The 16,270-nt window shown below is 32.2% G+C and carries 17 protein-coding genes and 1 pseudogene; 3 read left to right on the forward strand and 15 right to left on the reverse strand.

Annotated elements, in window-relative coordinates:
* Positions 1–226, forward strand: a pseudogene (locus tag FEF17_RS09550) (SAM-dependent methyltransferase); the annotation flags it as partial.
* A 160-nt stretch (positions 227–386) separates the two neighbouring features.
* Here FEF17_RS09550 and FEF17_RS09555 read toward each other — a convergent pair.
* From FEF17_RS09555 to FEF17_RS09575, 5 genes are all read right to left on the reverse strand, one after another.
* Positions 387–1,139, reverse strand: a complete 753-nt coding sequence (locus tag FEF17_RS09555) for a DUF3667 domain-containing protein (RefSeq protein WP_139002177.1) — start codon at positions 1,137–1,139, stop codon at positions 387–389.
* Between the two features lie 19 nt (positions 1,140–1,158).
* Positions 1,159–1,725: a hypothetical protein gene (locus FEF17_RS09560; RefSeq protein WP_139002178.1), complete on the reverse strand. Its 567-nt coding sequence runs from the start codon at positions 1,723–1,725 to the stop codon at positions 1,159–1,161.
* A gap of 170 nt (positions 1,726–1,895) precedes the next feature.
* Entirely contained in the window at positions 1,896–2,555 is a 660-nt protein-coding gene (msrA, locus tag FEF17_RS09565; RefSeq protein WP_139002179.1) for a peptide-methionine (S)-S-oxide reductase MsrA, read from the reverse strand.
* Between the two features lie 120 nt (positions 2,556–2,675).
* Positions 2,676–3,455 carry a zinc ribbon domain-containing protein gene (locus tag FEF17_RS09570; protein ID WP_139002180.1) on the reverse strand — a complete coding sequence of 260 codons (780 nt, stop codon included), beginning with the start codon at positions 3,453–3,455 and terminating at the stop codon, positions 2,676–2,678.
* 3 nt (positions 3,456–3,458) lie between these two features.
* Entirely contained in the window at positions 3,459–4,553 is a 1,095-nt protein-coding gene (locus FEF17_RS09575; RefSeq protein WP_139002181.1) for a Nif3-like dinuclear metal center hexameric protein, read from the reverse strand.
* A gap of 54 nt (positions 4,554–4,607) precedes the next feature.
* On the opposite strand from FEF17_RS09575, the gene lpxK reads away from it, so the two are divergent.
* Positions 4,608–5,618, forward strand: a complete 1,011-nt coding sequence (lpxK, locus tag FEF17_RS09580; protein ID WP_139002182.1) for a tetraacyldisaccharide 4'-kinase — start codon at positions 4,608–4,610, stop codon at positions 5,616–5,618.
* On the opposite strand, the gene FEF17_RS09585 is transcribed toward lpxK, so the two are convergent.
* From FEF17_RS09585 to FEF17_RS09610, 6 genes are all read right to left on the reverse strand, one after another.
* On the reverse strand, positions 5,615–7,849 hold the full coding sequence (locus FEF17_RS09585; RefSeq protein ID WP_139002183.1) for an ATP-binding response regulator: 2,235 nt from the start codon (positions 7,847–7,849) through the stop codon (positions 5,615–5,617). The two genes, lpxK and FEF17_RS09585, sit on opposite strands and share 4 nt — an antisense overlap.
* A gap of 28 nt (positions 7,850–7,877) precedes the next feature.
* Positions 7,878–8,894 (reverse strand): type I glyceraldehyde-3-phosphate dehydrogenase, encoded by a 1,017-nt coding sequence (gene gap, locus FEF17_RS09590; protein WP_139002184.1) that lies wholly within the window; start codon positions 8,892–8,894, stop codon positions 7,878–7,880.
* A 5-nt stretch (positions 8,895–8,899) separates the two neighbouring features.
* Positions 8,900–9,778 carry a lipoyl synthase gene (lipA, locus tag FEF17_RS09595; protein ID WP_139002186.1) on the reverse strand — a complete coding sequence of 293 codons (879 nt, stop codon included), beginning with the start codon at positions 9,776–9,778 and terminating at the stop codon, positions 8,900–8,902.
* 87 nt (positions 9,779–9,865) lie between these two features.
* Entirely contained in the window at positions 9,866–10,414 is a 549-nt protein-coding gene (locus tag FEF17_RS09600) for an RNA polymerase sigma factor (RefSeq protein WP_139002187.1), read from the reverse strand.
* A complete protein-coding gene (locus tag FEF17_RS09605; RefSeq protein WP_211342475.1) occupies positions 10,405–11,517 on the reverse strand; it encodes a glycosyltransferase in 1,113 nt (370 codons plus the stop codon). The genes FEF17_RS09600 and FEF17_RS09605 overlap by 10 nt, the downstream gene beginning before the upstream one ends.
* Before the next feature lie 6 nt (positions 11,518–11,523).
* Positions 11,524–11,727: a membrane or secreted protein gene (locus FEF17_RS09610; RefSeq protein WP_139002189.1), complete on the reverse strand. Its 204-nt coding sequence runs from the start codon at positions 11,725–11,727 to the stop codon at positions 11,524–11,526.
* Positions 11,728–11,876: 149 nt separating this feature from the next.
* Here FEF17_RS09610 and aqpZ point away from each other — a divergent pair, with 149 nt between their 5' ends.
* The gene (gene aqpZ / locus FEF17_RS09615) at positions 11,877–12,563 is read left to right on the forward strand and encodes an aquaporin Z (RefSeq protein ID WP_139002190.1); all 687 of its coding nucleotides are present in this window, start codon (positions 11,877–11,879) and stop codon (positions 12,561–12,563) included.
* Between the two features lie 73 nt (positions 12,564–12,636).
* Here aqpZ and FEF17_RS09620 read toward each other — a convergent pair whose 3' ends face one another.
* The 4 genes from FEF17_RS09620 to FEF17_RS09635 form a co-directional block, all read right to left on the reverse strand.
* Positions 12,637–13,446, reverse strand: a complete 810-nt coding sequence (locus FEF17_RS09620) for an anti-sigma factor (RefSeq protein ID WP_139002191.1) — start codon at positions 13,444–13,446, stop codon at positions 12,637–12,639.
* A gap of 7 nt (positions 13,447–13,453) precedes the next feature.
* Positions 13,454–13,987 carry an RNA polymerase sigma factor gene (locus tag FEF17_RS09625; protein WP_139002192.1) on the reverse strand — a complete coding sequence of 178 codons (534 nt, stop codon included), beginning with the start codon at positions 13,985–13,987 and terminating at the stop codon, positions 13,454–13,456.
* 63 nt (positions 13,988–14,050) lie between these two features.
* Positions 14,051–15,064, reverse strand: coding sequence for a UDP-N-acetylmuramate dehydrogenase (gene murB / locus FEF17_RS09630; protein ID WP_139002193.1), 1,014 nt, complete (start codon positions 15,062–15,064; stop codon positions 14,051–14,053).
* Positions 15,065–16,255 carry a pyridoxal phosphate-dependent aminotransferase gene (locus FEF17_RS09635; protein WP_139002194.1) on the reverse strand — a complete coding sequence of 397 codons (1,191 nt, stop codon included), beginning with the start codon at positions 16,253–16,255 and terminating at the stop codon, positions 15,065–15,067. It abuts the gene before it with no gap.
* Positions 16,256–16,270 lie beyond the last annotated feature (15 nt).

The following is a 16,270-nucleotide window of genomic DNA, read 5'->3' on the forward strand; positions in this document are numbered from 1 at the left end:
GGAAGAAGGGTCAAAAATGATAAGTAAGGAATACGGATGGAATCATGGACTAGGAGAAATAGTTTCAGCTTTAACCGAGGCAGGTTTACATATTGAATATCTTAAAGAATTTGATGAAAGCCCTTATAATGTGTTACCAGATTTAATTAAAACCGAATCTGGTATGTATGTTACAAAGGAAAAATTATACCCACTGATTTTCACATTAAAGGCAACCAAGTCTTAAAATAATTAGAAGAATGGAAGGAATTCGCTTGTAACTTCATATTTGTCTTCAGTAGTAGTTGATAACAAGCAATTACTTATATGAATTTTCGACAATATTTTTTAAATAAAAACTTTTTTATTCAGTTTTGACTGGTTCTTCTAATCACTTGAATGTTTGTCTAACTTGATGCTAGAGGAAAAAAATATGCCAACGCAAATGGTAGGATGAACATTCTGTAAACTATAAGAAATAGCATTGCAATTATTATTCTTGGAATTCGCCAAGATATACTTCCTCTTTTATAAAATGACAACAAGGCATATAACATATAAACTGTTCCCAATAAGCTAACCAACTCAATTGGAAGATTTTTACCTGTTGTGGGAGCATGTATAAGAGACATTACCTGAATTAGTATGACAATAGTTCCATAGAAGTACATCATGGCAGCTATAAGTTCAGGAATATTATTTTTTAATTTTTTGAATAAAAAGTATAGTGGAATGGGCCAAACTATTAGATTAATAATTCCAAAAAGTATTGGATAGTTAAGAGTCATTGTTTCATTCCACAAATGCATGTTTTCGTTCAATTCACTTGAAAGGAAGAAGAACTTTGTAAATGGAACACCTTGTTCCTCAAACATAAAAAGGTATTCTCCAAGCGCTTGAATTGCTGTTGCTAGTATTATATACTTTGTTGGGTTTGTAAAATTTTTACGCTTACCATTTATAAAACTTCGTGTTACAAAACCAGGTTGTTTGAGTAAGTTCCAAAATGTATAAATAAAGCCTTTGTCTAGGTTAAAAACGGTATCTAAAAAGTCACCAATTATACTTTTAAATGTTAATCTAAAGTTTGCTTTTGCACTTTGCGAGCAATTTGAACAATACTTTCCTTTAAATTCAAAATCACAGTTTTTACAAATCATTGTTGTGCTTTTTGAAAGTTTATAATTGAGCTACCCATCCAGGTTCTGAAGCTACAGTAAGCATCATTGTAAATACCATTATTAAATAGAAACAAGCAATGGCTAAATGTATTTTGTGACTTTTGCTCTTCAAACCAAAAATTATTGGAATAAGTCCAATTAAATGGAAATATTGCTCTGGACCGAAGTATACTTCGTCAGTCAAAATGTAACCATTTAATTGAATATACGCTAAAAATGTAAGAATTGCATAGAATAGCTTATGCTTATTCTTATAATAATAATCTCTCCAAGAATTTATTTCGTTAGGATTTTCTGGAACTAAGACTGTGGCAATAAAATAGTATAATGCACCATCCATTAGAAGGAAAATGAATTTATATAATTTCCAATCTTCTAGATTTCTATGTGCCCATATTCCCCAAAAACTAGTAATAATACTTATTAATTGAATTACAATAAATAATAAGTGCACTATATATCTGCGATCTTTATTAATTGCAGAAGATAAGCCTCCTAAAAGTCTAAGTGCCGCCGCTGTGTAGACAAATGAGAAGGCGATTGCTATGTAGTTGAATAATTCCATTTTATTTAAGTCACCGTTTTTCTGTGGTGAATAGTTGCCAAATAACGATTCACAACGAATATATAAAAAAACAATTACGATTTTTACCCCCAAAATATAATGGTTAAAACGCAACTATATTTTTTTACTTATGAAAATTTAATAGAAAGTTTCAACTAAAGGATAAAGAATTAATGCCCGCCTTTTTTTAAAACTTCTGGCATTTTAGCTTGAAAACGTTTTAGTCTAGGGATAGAAACATTTCTAATATAACCGTTATTTGGATGCAGTCTTTCATAGTTCTGGTGATAATCTTCAGCTACCCAAAATTTTTGAAATGGGTAAACTTCAGCCGCAATTTTTCCTTTTAATTTTTTAGTTAGGGCTTCTTTCTTTTTTAAGATAATCTGTTTTTGTTCATCATTTTGATAGAAGATAATCGAGCGGTATTGAGAACCTCGGTCGGGACCTTGTCCATTGAATTGTGTTGGGTTTTGTGATGCAAAATAAACGTCAACTAAAGTAGAAAAACCGACAATATTGGGGTCGTAAATAACTTCTACAGCCTCGGCGTGACCTGTTCTTCCCGTGTTACTGGATTCGTAGGATGGATTTTTAGTGTGCCCTCCAGAGTAGCCGTTAATTACTTCGTCTACACCTTTAACACTCTCATAAATAGCTTCAACACACCAAAAGCAACCACTGGCAAAATAGGCTTTTGCCTTACCATTTTCTAATGGAACTTGAATAGGATCAGCGTTTATAACTTCTTTTAGTTTAGAATTAATTTGAGCTGTGTTTTGGCAACTAAAGAATAGTCCAAATACCAATAATAAGATAATACGGTTCATAATTTTTCTTTTTTCAATAGACGAATAAAAATACAAAATCTTAAGAATTACTTTGTGAAAGTTTTCATAATAAAAAAGCCTTCACATTGTGAAGGCTTTTAATTGTATTTGCTATATGGATTAAATTTTAGAAAACATTTTTTCCATTTTAGATTTTTGTTCTTCAGCTAGTGCTGCATCAACTAAAATACGCCCACTATGCTCATCTGTAATTACTTTTTTACGAGAAGCAATTTCCACCTGAACCTGAGGTGGAATAGTAAAGAAAGATCCTCCTGATGCTCCTCTTTCAATTGGAACAACAGCTAACCCATTTTTAACATTTTGACGAATTCTATTGTAAGCGAAAACTAAACGCTCTTCAATTTGAGTTTTATATTCTTCAGACTTTTCAATTAGTGCTTTTTCTTCCTTTTCAGTTTCAGCTAAAATAGCATCTAATTCACCTTTTTTATGTTTCAGGTGCGTTTCACGTTCTTTTAAGCGTTCTTTAGTTTCAGCAATAACTTCTTTCTTTTGTTCTATTTGTACTTTAAACTCTCTGATGTGCTTTTCTGCTAGCTCAATTTCTAATTCCTGGAATTCAACTTCTTTTGTAAGTGAGTTATATTCTCTGTTGTTTCTAACGTTTTTTTGTTGCTCAGAATATTTCTTGATAAGCGCTTTAGATTCTTCAATAAGATTCTTTTTAGAAGCAATATCATTATCAATTAACTCTAAACCTGAAACTAATTTTTCTAGTCTTATGTTTAATCCAGCTACTTCATCTTCTAAATCGCGAACTTCTAAAGGAAGTTCACCACGAACATTTCTTATTTCGTCAATGCGAGAATCTATTAATTGTAAATCGTATAAAGCTCTTAAACGCTCTTCTACAGTTGCTTCTTTCTTTTTAGCCATACTTTAAAAATACTTAACAGGATTGGTATTTGTGTTCGATAAAACGACTGCAAAATTAGTAATTTTTTTTGTAAGATATGCTACTAAAAGGTTTTTTGTGAACTGTTCACTTTCATAATGACCAATATCCGCTAACAGGATGTTGTTTTCTGCAGTAAAAAAATCATGATACTTCAAGTCTGAAGTAACAAAAGCATCCGCTCCTGCTGCTTTCGCTGCCGCAATAGCAAAGCTTCCAGAGCCACCTAGAACGGCAACTTTTTTTATTTTCTTATTTAAGAATGCAGAGTGTCTTACCACTTCTGTTTCCATTTTATTTTTTAAGTATTTTAAAAATCTGGTTTCATCCATTGGAGTTTCTAAATCTCCAATCATTCCCATACCTATGTTTTGATTTTTGTTTTCTAAAGTTGTTATTTCGTATGCCACTTCTTCATAGGAATGCGATTTAAAAAGCGTTTGGATTATTTTTGACTCTAAATGCTTTGGAAAGGTTACTGTAATCTTAGTTTCTTTTTCGGTATGTGATTCACCTTTTACTCCTTTTATAGGCGAAGAAGCATCATTTCCTTTATAGGTTCCATATCCATCAACGTTAAAACTGCAATTACTATAATTACCAATTGTGCCAGCGCCTGCGTTAAACATATCTGTTCTTAGATGTTCCGCTTCATCTTTTGGAACGTAGGTTGTTAATTTTTTTATGGTTTCACTTTGCGGAATTAAAATACGTCTATTGTGTAACTCTAGTTGATTACAAATCATATTATTGACACCTTGAGATGCATTGTCTAACGCTGTATGCATGCAATAAATGGCAATGTCATGTTTTATGGCTTTCATCACAACGCGCTCCACATAGGTTTCGCCTGTTAGTTTTTTTAAACCTTTGAATATGATAGGATGAAAACTAACAATAAGATTACAATCTTTAAAAATAGCTTCTTCAACCACAGTTTCAAGGGTGTCTAAAGTGACCAAAATGCCTTTAATAGGTGTGTTTTTGTTGCCAACCAAAAGACCAACATTATCAAAGTCTTCTGCATAGGCTAAAGGTGCTAGTTTTTCTAAATAATTTATGACGTCTTGAATAACCATATTATTTGTCGGGATGGGTTATAAAACAAATATAAATATTATATTTTCGCTATTGTGAAAATATTACGATACATATTATTTCCATTTGTTCCTGTCTATTATTTGGTTACTTGGCTACGAAACAAACTATTTGATTTAGGTCTACTGAAATCTGTTTCGTATAACTTTCCGGTAATTTGTGTCGGGAATTTAAGCGTTGGTGGAACAGGAAAAACACCAATGATTGAATATTTAATACGGTTATTGAAGGATGATTTTGCGGTTGCCACTTTAAGTAGAGGTTACAAAAGGAAGACAAAAGGTTTCCAATTAGCGAATAAAAATTCCTCAGCAGCTTCATTAGGTGATGAACCGTTTCAGTTTTATAGTAAGTTTAAAGAAAATATTCTTGTAGCTGTTGATGCAGATAGAATCAACGGGATTAAAAATTTAATAGTTCAAGAAAGCTCTATAGAGATTGTATTACTTGACGATGCTTTTCAGCATAGAAAAGTGAAGGCAGGATTTAATATTATGCTAACTACCTTTGAGAAGCCTTATTTCAGTGATATAGTTTTGCCAACAGGAGATTTAAGAGAACCTCGAAGAGGTGCAAAAAGAGCAGACATTATTGTTGTTACAAAATGTCCAAAGGGGTTGTCAAATTCAGATAAGGATTCTATTTTGAAACAAATCAAACCAAATAAGAATCAGCATGTTTTTTTTAGTTCTATCAGTTATTCAGATAAAGTTTTTACAATGGAATCTAAAAGAAATTTAAGTGAGTTAAATGATTTTACATTAGTAACTGGAATCGCCAATGCCAATCCATTAGTAGAATTTTTAAAGGTCAATAAGTTAGAATTTGAACACTTAAATTTTAAGGATCATCATGAATTTTCTATTGAAGATATCGAAGCTTTAAAGCAAAAAGAATTGATATTGACTACGGAAAAGGATTTTATGCGGTTAAAACAGTACGCTGAGTTAAAAGATAAACTCTTTTATTTACCAATTCAGGTTAAAATGGACAATGAAGCAACTTTTAATAAATTGGTACTAGATTATATGAAAAATGATAACTAAGCTGATTTATTAGCTGGCGCTTTAGCTTTTAAAGCATTGAACAGCTTTTTCTCAAACTCCTCTTGTTTAAATGGTTTTGGAATAATATCAGTAAAACCTGCTTCATCGAATTCATGCATTTTATCTTCAATGGTAACAGCAGTTAAAGCAAATATGGTTAACTCTTTATCGAATGTTCTAACAATTTTTGTAGCTTCGATACCGCTTATTCCTGGCATGTGGATATCCATTAAAACGATATTGTAGTTATTCGTTTTAATCATGTCTACAGCGTCTTCACCGTTATCAATGATATCACAATTAAGATTCATTTTTGTCAGAATCTTCTTAGTAATCATTTGGTTAATTTTATTGTCCTCAACAACTAAAATCTTCACCTTTGTTAAGTCTATTTCGTTGTTATCGTTAAAATAAGAAGGTTTGGTTTCTTTTACCTCTTCCTTCTCGGTGTATTCTAAAGGAATTTCAAAATAAAAGGTTGTGCCTTTATTTAGTTCACTTTTTAAATAGATTTTACCCTTTAATATATCAATTAAACCTTTAACAATGGAAAGACCTAAACCTGTACCGCCATATTTTCGGTTAATTTGGATGGATCCTTGAGAAAAACTTTCGAACATATTTTCTTGTTTTTCCTTACTAATACCAATACCGTTATCTTCAACTTCAAAACGTAAGGTATAAGTATTGTCTTTTTGGTCAATTTTGTAAACACGAATCCAAATATCTCCATCCTTGGTAAATTTTATAGAGTTTCCTATTAGGTTGATAAGAATCTGAGAAATTTTTAATTGATCCGCAATGAAGTTTTGAGGTAAATTATTGTCAAACTCAAAATGGATCTTAATATTATTGTCTAAAGCTGAATTATTTAAGGCTAAAACAATATTCTTAATTTTCTTTTTTAAGTTAAAGGGTTCCGGTTCTAGTTCAACTTTGTTGGCTTCAATTTTATTAATTTGAAGAATATCGTTTATAAAGGTTAAAAGATAATCTCCTGAAAATTTAAGTGATTTTAAATGCTGAATTTGCTCCGGCTTGGGGTTTTCGTCCAAAAGCATATTACTTAATCCAGTAACTGCATATAACGGCGTGCGCAGCTCATGGGTAACGGTTGATAAGAAGTTAGCCTTAGTTTTTGATGCTAATTCGGCTTTTTCCTTGGCAATAATAAGCTCGCTATTTTTTTTATGGAGCATATTATTGGTTTTTAAACGAATGTTATTATTCTTATAAAGGGATAAGGTTAAAAGTGAAAGAATTGTTATCAATGCAACACTTAAAATGGAAATAAGTGTACTTAAGTCGTTTTTACTATTAGCTTCGGCTAATTCTTCTTTTTGCCTTTTATTATTCTCTATTTGGTCGTTAATTAGATACTGAATTTTTTTCTCGGGAGATAGATTTTCCCTTTTAACTAATCTTAAGGAGTCTGCTAATTTTAAATGTGCTTTTAAAAAATCACTTGAAGCTTTAAAATTGTTAAGATTATAATTTGTTTTACTAAGCATCAAATATAGATTGCTCAATATTTCTGGATAGTTTTGTTCTTTTGCGATTTTTAAACTCTCATCTGTTATCAGCAGAGCTTTATTGATGTCTCCCTGCTTTTCTAATACTTTAGCAAGGTTAGCCAAAGCATTGCTTTGTGTTCGCAAAAGATTATGTTTTTTAGCTAAGGAAATTGATTGCTCAAAATGTATTCTTGCATTTTTTAGATCATCCAGATGCATAAACGCTATACCTTCGCAAAAAAGAACGTCTGCCATTTTTTGTTCGAGATTTTGTTCCTCAAATTTTGTTGTAGCAGCTTTAAAAGAGTCTAGTGCAGCGTAATATTCCTTTTTCTTCAAATAAATGTCGCCAAAAGTTTTATACGACTCCCCAATGTTAAGGTTGTCGTCAATAAGCCTTTGAACCTCAATCGCTTTATTTAACGATTTTATAGCTTCATCTTCTTCTTCTATTAAAAGCTGTAACTTTCCTTTTGTAGCGTAAATAATACCAATACTTATTTTATTGTCTATTTTTTCAGCGAGAGCTAGAGCTTCATCAAGTTTTTTTTGTGCTTCGAAGTAGTTATAGTTAGCAACATCTTTTTTTGACTCATCAATGTGATAATCAATACTATTTTGAACCATTTCTGGGTCATCACTAATTGACTCTTGAGAGAATACAGTCGTTACAATAAGCAATATTATTGCAAATATGTAGTGTTTAGTTTGGGACATTATTACATATAATTAAAAACAAATATAATTATTTTATCGATAAAACGCACTTTTTTTCCGATAAATTGTAAATTAAGTCAATAATTCTTTGAGAATAGCCAGATTCATTATCATACCATCCAATAATTTTAACCATGTTTCCAATTACCGATGTCATTTGAGAATCGAAAATACATGAATGCGTATTTCCAACAATGTCTATTGATACTATGGGGTCACTGGTATACTCAATAATTCCTTTAAATTCATTTTTGGAAGCATCTTTAAAAGCGTTATTAATATCTTCTATTGAAACTTCTTTTTTTACATTAAAGGTAATATCGGTAAGTGAGCCATTTATTACTGGAACTCTAATACCACAACCACCAATAACATCTGACAAATCTGGGAAAATTTTAGTCAAAGCTTTGGCTGCACCAGTGGTTGTGGGAACAATCGATTGACTTGCTGCTCTTGCCCGCCTTAAATCTCTATGTGGCTGGTCGTGAAGACTCTGGTCCGTAGTGTAAGAATGAACGGTGGTAATGTACGCTTGGTCTATACCACAAAGTTTTTTAACCACATCTATCATTGGAGCGGCATTATTTGTAGTGCATGACGCATTTGAAATAATAGTTTCATATCCATCTATTATTGAATCGTTTACACCACGTACAATAGTTTTAATGTCATTCTTTTCGGGAGGAACACTTAAAATAACACAGTTAGCGCCATTTGAAATATGGTATTCTAAATCATTTGTAGTTTTAAATTTACCGGTCGATTCAATCACAAAATCTACGCCAAAAGGTTTCCAATTGATGTTTTTTGGATGACTTTCGTTTAGTAAAGAAATATACTTTTCACCTACAACCAAGGCGTTTGGTTCGTTGGAAATATTATTGTCTAAAACCCCGTGAACACTATCGTATTTAAGTAAGTGACATAATGTTTTTGAATCTGCTAAATCATTTATAGCAACAATTTCAATATTATTATCCTTTTCTAAAAGTCTAAAAACACGCCTACCAATTCTTCCAAAGCCATTAATAGCAATCTTTATCATGTCTATTAGTTAACATGCTTCTGCGCTCTATATGAAGACCGGACTAGAGCACTGCTTTCAACGTGTCTAAATCCTAGGCTCAATCCAACTTCTCTATACTCTTCAAACTGACCTGGATTAATAAACTGTTTCACTGGTAAATGTTTTTTACTCGGCTGAAGGTATTGGCCAATTGTAACTACATCTACATCATTTTCTTTCAAGTCATGAAGTGTTTCAATAACTTCTTCTCGTGTTTCTCCTAAACCTAGCATAATACCAGATTTTGTCCTGCGTTGGCCTTGTTGTTTTAAATATTTTAAAACCCCCATACTTCGGTCGTATTTGGCTTGTATTCGGACTTCTCTGGTCAAACGCCTTACGGTTTCAATATTGTGAGATACAACTTCTGGAGCGACATCAATTATTCTGTCAATATGTTGTTCTAACCCTTGAAAATCTGGAATTAGAGTTTCTAATGTTGTTTCTGGATTCATTCTTCGAACAGCCTTAACAGTTTCACTCCACATAATACTTCCCATATCCTTCAAATCGTCTCTATCTACACTAGTAAGAACAGCATGTTTAATCTGCATTATTTTAATGGAGCGAGCCACTTTTTCCGGTTCATCCCAGTCAACAGTCTCTGGTCTACCAGTTTTAACTCCACAGAACCCACAGGAACGCGTACAAACATTACCCAATATCATAAAGGTAGCAGTGCCTTCGCCCCAGCATTCACCCATGTTCGGGCAGCTACCAGAGGTGCATATCGTATTTAGTTTATACTTGTCAACTAAACCTCTTAGTTCGGTGTATTTTTTACCCGTTGGCAATTTTACTCGCAACCATTTTGGTTTGGCTTGTCTTTCTGGTAATATATTTGAAGTAGTTTCTGTATTCATACTATAAAAATATAGCTACAAAGATACGAAGTATTCTATAATTAAACCTTTGTTTAACTTAAGATGAAAACCTTTAAAAGCTGAAAATTAACTAGACTCGCTAATTATGTTTGCTAGTAGTTTTTTTGCTCGTAAAAGCTTAACTTTTATATTATTAATGGGTTCATTAAGCTCATTTGAAATCTCTTTGTAAGTCAATTCTTGAAAGAACCTTAAATTAATTACTTTTTGGTAATCAGGTTTTAATTTTTTAATGTCCCTAAGCAATTTTGCAAGATGTTGCTCAGTAATGAGTTTGTCTTCGGGTGTAGGAGATTCGTCTAATACTTGAAAAATACCTTTATTGTCTTTTGTGATTATATGGGTGATGGATTTTTTTTCTTTTCGAAGTAAATCGATGTGTATATTTTTCGAAATAGCGATTAACCAAGTTTTGAATTTATAGGACTCATCAAAAGTGTCAATTTTATCAAAAGCTTTAGAAAACGCCCGAATAGTAACATCTTCAGCATCATTTTCATTTTGAATACGCTTTAACTGAAAACCATAAACATCATCCCAGTATAAATCAAGCAGATAATTAAATGCTTTTTGATCATTCATTTTTGCTCGCTTAATGGCTTCTTCTATTTCCAATGTTTTGGTTTTGCTATTAGATTATTTATAAATATATATAATTGAACTATAACTAGGAAAATTTCTAAGAATGGAAGTAGAATTATAACATCTGTTTCTTTCAATTTTTTAGCTGAAAATCCAACTATTATATACTGAACTAATAGTCTCAATAATAGGATACCAATTACAAAAGGCCATTTAAATGTAAAAGTTAAAAGTACAGTTGCTAAAATCCAAAAAAATAAGTTGAAGGAGTAAGACAGGGCTAAAACTATTTTATGACTTTGCTTATAATGTTTTGCGGTCGATACATGACGTCTTTTTTGTTTTATCCAGGATTTTAAATTCTTTTTCGATACAGATTCAGTAAAACTATCTTCAGCGAAACAGATAGTTGTATTATCTTTTGTTGCTATTTGATTTATAAATAAATCGTCATCCCCAGATTTAATATTCATGTGCCCCATAAATCCATTAGCATTAAAGAAGGCTTCCTTCTTGTAGGCCAAATTTCTTCCTACACCCATGTATGGAACACCTATTTTAGCAAATGAAAAGTATTGAATAGCTGTTATTAGGGTCTCGAATCGTATAAGTTTATTTAAAAATGAATTTTTAATTTTTGAATGTGCACCATAACCCAAAATGATGTCATTCTTATTGCTAAAATTTGCGCCCATTGCCTTTATCCAATTCTTAGAAACTGGTTTACAATCCGCATCGGTAAATAATAAGAAGTCGTATTTAGATGCTTTTATACCCAATGTTAATGGGTATTTTTTATTGCCCCAAAAGGTTTCTACAGGTTTTACATTAACAATTTTTATATTGCTATGCATTTCTGAAAATTTTTCCATGACTTTTAATGTCTCATCACTAGAGGCATCATTAATTAAAACGATTTCAAATTCTGGGTAATCTTGATTAACTATAGAAGGTAGAAAACTAGATAAATTATCTGCTTCGTTCTTAGCACAAATTAACACCGATACAGAGATCTTTTTAGGTGCTGCCTTTTGAACTTTCGAAAAGGCAAATCGACCATAAACGAAAAGATAAAAAGAGACTTGAAAACATACAACTACAATAAAACTGTAGAATAAAATATCAAGAATGAACATAAGACTTTAAGAATGTTGAGTTTCTTTACAGTCGCTAAATTGATCGGGTGTTTTTCCGCAAAAACCACAAGCTTCTCCTTCTTGATTTATCATGGGATTTTGGCTAGCACAAGTTCCTGCAAATTTGCCATCTTTTTTTGCCCAAATTTTAATAGCTATACCCGCTATTCCAAGACCTAACAAAATTAATGTTATTAAGAGAAGTTTCATGTATAAAAATTTGTGCAAAGATACCATTTTGCATTGAAATTTGAATAGGTGCCGATTATAAAAATTTATGTGACTAATTTCTCAATTAGGGTCTAAATATTAATTATTTGTACTTTTAAGAAATACTAACCAGTTAAATTTATTTGAATATGAAAAAATTATTTGCAGAGTTTTTTGGAACCTTCTGGCTTGTTTTTGGAGGTTGTGGTAGTGCTGTTTTTGCAGCAGGTTATCCCGAATTAGGAATTGGGTTTGTTGGAGTTGCATTGGCATTCGGTCTTACCGTTTTAACTATGGCATATGCTGTCGGACATATTTCGGGCGGACATTTTAACCCAGCCGTTTCTTTTGGTTTATGGGCTGGAGGGAAATTTGAAGCTAAAGATTTACTAGGGTATATTATTGCTCAACTAGTTGGTGCTTTTGTTGCAGCTGGTGCTTTGTATCTAATTATAACTAATAAATCTGATTTTGTGAATATTGGTGGTTTTGCGGCTAACGGTTATGGCGATTTATCACCAGATGGTTATTCTATGACAGCGGCGTTAATAGCAGAGTTTATTTTAACCGCGTTTTTCCTTTTAATTATCTTGGGAAGTACTAATGAAAGAGCGCCAAAAGGTTTTGCACCAATTGCAATTGGCCTTGGCTTGACATTGATTCATTTAATTAGTATTCCAATTACAAATACATCAGTAAATCCTGCGCGATCAACAAGTCAAGCTTTATTTGCTGGGGGAGATTATACTTCTCAGCTTTGGCTATTCTGGATAGCACCAATAGCTGGAGCCATTGTTGCTGGATTTATTCATAAAGCCTTATTCGATAAAGAATAGATTACAATTAAGATTCATAAAAAATAGCCTTTCTAAATGTTTAGAAAGGCTATTTTTTATATTTAGACTTCTTCTATTGAAGGCTTATTGTTGCTACAGAATTGTTTAAAGATGCGATAGAATTTCCTCCTTTTGGCTCGATAGTAATATTTAAAGCTAAGGCATTTTCAGTATAAGGTATAGCTCTCAGCTGTCTATCAGCTTCATTAAGTATACCTAAGCTTACCATTTTACCTTGAAGTTCTGCCCATATCTGGTAGCATTGTTCTTCTGGTAATTTGGGAAGTGAAACCACATCAATCATAGATGTTTTTTCTCTAGGATTTATATAAGCCACCGTTTTCAATTCTTTTGCACGACTGTTACCTTGAATAATGTATTTATAGGTTTCAGGATCGTTTAATTTGATAAACTGCTGCATCACTGCATCCAGCTTTTTGTTATTATTCTCGATATCACTTCTAAGGTCAAAAATTTCATCAACAACCACTTGGTTTTCTTCATTTAAAAGTGAATTGTAATCATTAAGTTTTTGATTTTGTTTATAAAACATAAACGAAGTACCAGCAAAAATAATAGATGCTACGCAAGCAGCAACCCCTATTTTATACCAAGACTTGTATTTATTCAAAGTACTTAGTTTTATTAAGGGTCTATCATCAAGTGTTTCTATAATATTATCTAAGATACTCTTAGGAGCTTCAATTGCATTTTTTTTCGCAACAATTTCTAAGTTAAATTGCAATGTATTGTATGCATTTTGTACTTCTGGATATTTTGAAATGTAGGTTTCCACTTTTGCTGTTTCAGCAGCATCAGTTGCTCCCACTAGATATTTTTCTAATAGGCCAGAATTTAAAAAAGTAGTTATTTTCTCATTCATGACATTTTTATTGTGGATCGTAAATCTTTTTCAACTCACGAAGTCCAATTTTTAATCTCGATTTTATTGTGCCCAACGGAATACTCAATTCCTCACTAGCTTCTTGCTGTGTCATGCCTTCAAAAAAGAGGGCATTTATTACAATTTGGTACTTCTCGTCAATAACACCAAGATGTTTTCTTAAATCTAAAACATCCTGATTTAATTCATTTGATGTTATTTTATATACGGATGAAGTCTCAATTTGGACTTCCTTGTCTTGTTTGTTTTTGTAAGATCTTACTTTATCTATGGCAGAATTATAGGCGATTCTATAAAGCCAAGTGAATAATTTTGCTTTACTAGCATCATATTTTTTGGCGTAGCGCCATATTTTCACGAAACTCTCTTGTAAAACATCTTGAGCCGTGTCATCATCCGATATTACTTTTTTAATAACACCATACAGCGCATCAGCATAATTTTCATACAGCAGAGTAATAGCCTTTTTGTCACCGTCTTTGAGAAGGCTTACTATTTCTTTTTCTATTGCTGTTATCAAGTGTTTAGATTTTAGAGTGTTATTTCGTAACCTTTTAAACCAAATTTAGAAATTTCTTTTTTATCAAAGAATATTTACTTCGGTTTCTATGGAAATATCAAAAAGTCTTTTAATTGTAATTTGAATTAATTTTGAAAGATTTAATATATCTGCACCTTTGGCATTCCCATAATTAACAAGCACCAACGCTTGTTTTTTATGAACACCATAATTTTCAAAACGTTTACCTTTAAAGCCAGCTTTTTCAATAAGCCATCCAGCAGGAACTTTAACTTCATCCTCTGAAACTGGATAACTCGGTATGTCTTTAAAGTTTTGAACTAAATTGTTATAGTGTGATTTTGATATGACAGGGTTTTTAAAAAAACTACCACTATTACCAATCTCTTTTGGATTTGGCAGTTTGCTTTCTCGAATTGCAATTACAGCATTAGAAACGTCTTGAATAGTAGGTATTGAAATTCCATAGTTTTCCAATTGAGCCTGAATAGTACCATAATTGAGCTTATACTTGTGCTTAGTTTTAGTTAACTTAAATGTAACACTTGTTATGATATATTTCCCTTTTGCTTCTTGTTTAAAAATAGAGTTTCTATACCCAAATTGGCAATCATCGGCATCAAATGATTTAATGGAATGCGTTTCTATTGACAAGGCTTCACAGGAGACAAACGAATCTTTAAGCTCAACACCGTATGCCCCAATATTTTGAATTGGAGCTGTACCAACATTACCAGGAATTAAAGATAGGTTTTCAAGACCTCCAAAATCATTCTTCAAGCACCATTGCACAAATTCGTGCCAATTTTCTCCTGCATTTGCTTTAACAGTTACAAAGTCTTTATCTTCTGAAATGACTTTCTTACCCTTTAAATTTATATGAATAACTAATTTATCTTGATTTTGAGTAAGTAGCATATTACTGCCTCCTCCTAGGATTAATCTATTTGAGAATTCCTCCAGTTTTAGAATATCTATTAGCTCTTCTATGGAGTTAATAGAAACAAAGTATTGAGCATTAACATCAATGCCAAAAGTATTATACGGCTTTAAGGATATGTTTTGGTCGATTTGCACTTAGTCTTTATAAGCTTTTAAGCCCTCTTTTAAAATATTAACAGCCTTGATTAAACGCTCCTTATTAAGTACGTAAGCAATACGAATTTGGTTTAAACCAACATTTGGAGTTGAGTAAAATCCACCTGCTGGAGCTACCATAATGGTCTCACCGTCAACTTGAAAATATTCTAATAGCCATTGAGCAAAATCATCCGAATTTTTTACAGGGAGTTCTACAATACAATAAAAAGCTCCTTTTGGTTTAGCTACTTTAACACCTTCAATTTTTTGTAATTCAGAAATTAAAGTATTCCGTCTTTCTACATATTCTTCTTTAACATCATCAAAATAACTTTGAGGTGTGTCCAAAGCAGCTTCACTAGCTATCTGGGCAAGTGTGGGTGGACTCAAACGAGCTTGTGCAAACTTTAAAGCAGTTTCAATAACCTTTTTATTTTTAGACACTAAACAACCAACTCTAGCACCACACATACTGTAGCGCTTTGAAACTGAATCAATCATTATGGCATAATCTTCTAAACCTTCTTCTTGCATTATAGAGTAATGTGAATTACCATCATAGGTAAATTCTCTATATACTTCATCTGCGATTAAAAATAAATCTCTTTTTTTAGCAATATCTGCCAGCTTTTTTATTTCTTCTTTAGAGTACAGATAACCCGTTGGGTTTCCGGGATTGCAAATTAAAATAGCCTTCGTTTTTGGGGTTATAAGTTTTTCAAATGCTTCAATAGGAGGTAATGCGAAATTGTTATCAATTTTTGATATTACGGGAACGACTTTAATACCAGATGCTGTTGAGAAACCATTGTAATTGGCATAAAAAGGCTCGGGAATAATTATTTCATCATCCACATCCATAATGCTGCCAAATGCAAAGAGCAGTGCTTCACTTCCACCAGTAGTAACAATAATATCATTATGTCCTAATAAAATGTCATGTTTGGCATAATAGGCAGCAATCTTTTGTCTATATGTTTCAGAACCTTCAGAACGCGAATAGGCCAATACTTCTATATTGCTTTCTTTTACAGCCTGTAAGGCACATGCAGGCGTTTTTATATCTGGTTGTCCAATATTAAGGTAGTAAATGGATTTGCCTTTCTTAACAGCCTCTTCTGCATAGGGAACTAGCTTTCTAATTGGTGATTGAGGCATTGACTGACCTTTATTTGAGATTGATGGCATGAAGAAATTATTTTA

The organism is Hyunsoonleella aestuarii (genome assembly GCF_006148925.1).
GTDB classification, from domain to species: domain Bacteria; phylum Bacteroidota; class Bacteroidia; order Flavobacteriales; family Flavobacteriaceae; genus Algibacter_D; species Algibacter_D aestuarii.

Coding starts and splice junctions, on each gene's coding strand:
- FEF17_RS09555 (WP_139002177.1), bottom strand. CDS start 1,139: ATGATTTGTAAAAACTGTGATTTTGAATTTAAAGGAAAGTATTGTTCA.
- FEF17_RS09560 (WP_139002178.1), bottom strand. CDS start 1,725: ATGGAATTATTCAACTACATAGCAATCGCCTTCTCATTTGTCTACACA.
- msrA (WP_139002179.1), bottom strand. CDS start 2,555: ATGAACCGTATTATCTTATTATTGGTATTTGGACTATTCTTTAGTTGC.
- FEF17_RS09570 (WP_139002180.1), bottom strand. CDS start 3,455: ATGGCTAAAAAGAAAGAAGCAACTGTAGAAGAGCGTTTAAGAGCTTTA.
- FEF17_RS09575 (WP_139002181.1), bottom strand. CDS start 4,553: ATGGTTATTCAAGACGTCATAAATTATTTAGAAAAACTAGCACCTTTA.
- FEF17_RS09585 (WP_139002183.1), bottom strand. CDS start 7,849: ATGTCCCAAACTAAACACTACATATTTGCAATAATATTGCTTATTGTA.
- gap (WP_139002184.1), bottom strand. CDS start 8,894: ATGATAAAGATTGCTATTAATGGCTTTGGAAGAATTGGTAGGCGTGTT.
- lipA (WP_139002186.1), bottom strand. CDS start 9,778: ATGAATACAGAAACTACTTCAAATATATTACCAGAAAGACAAGCCAAA.
- FEF17_RS09605 (WP_211342475.1), bottom strand. CDS start 11,517: ATGTTCATTCTTGATATTTTATTCTACAGTTTTATTGTAGTTGTATGT.
- FEF17_RS09610 (WP_139002189.1), bottom strand. CDS start 11,727: ATGAAACTTCTCTTAATAACATTAATTTTGTTAGGTCTTGGAATAGCG.
- aqpZ (WP_139002190.1), top strand. CDS start 11,877: ATGAAAAAATTATTTGCAGAGTTTTTTGGAACCTTCTGGCTTGTTTTT.
- FEF17_RS09620 (WP_139002191.1), bottom strand. CDS start 13,446: ATGAATGAGAAAATAACTACTTTTTTAAATTCTGGCCTATTAGAAAAA.
- FEF17_RS09635 (WP_139002194.1), bottom strand. CDS start 16,255: ATGCCATCAATCTCAAATAAAGGTCAGTCAATGCCTCAATCACCAATT.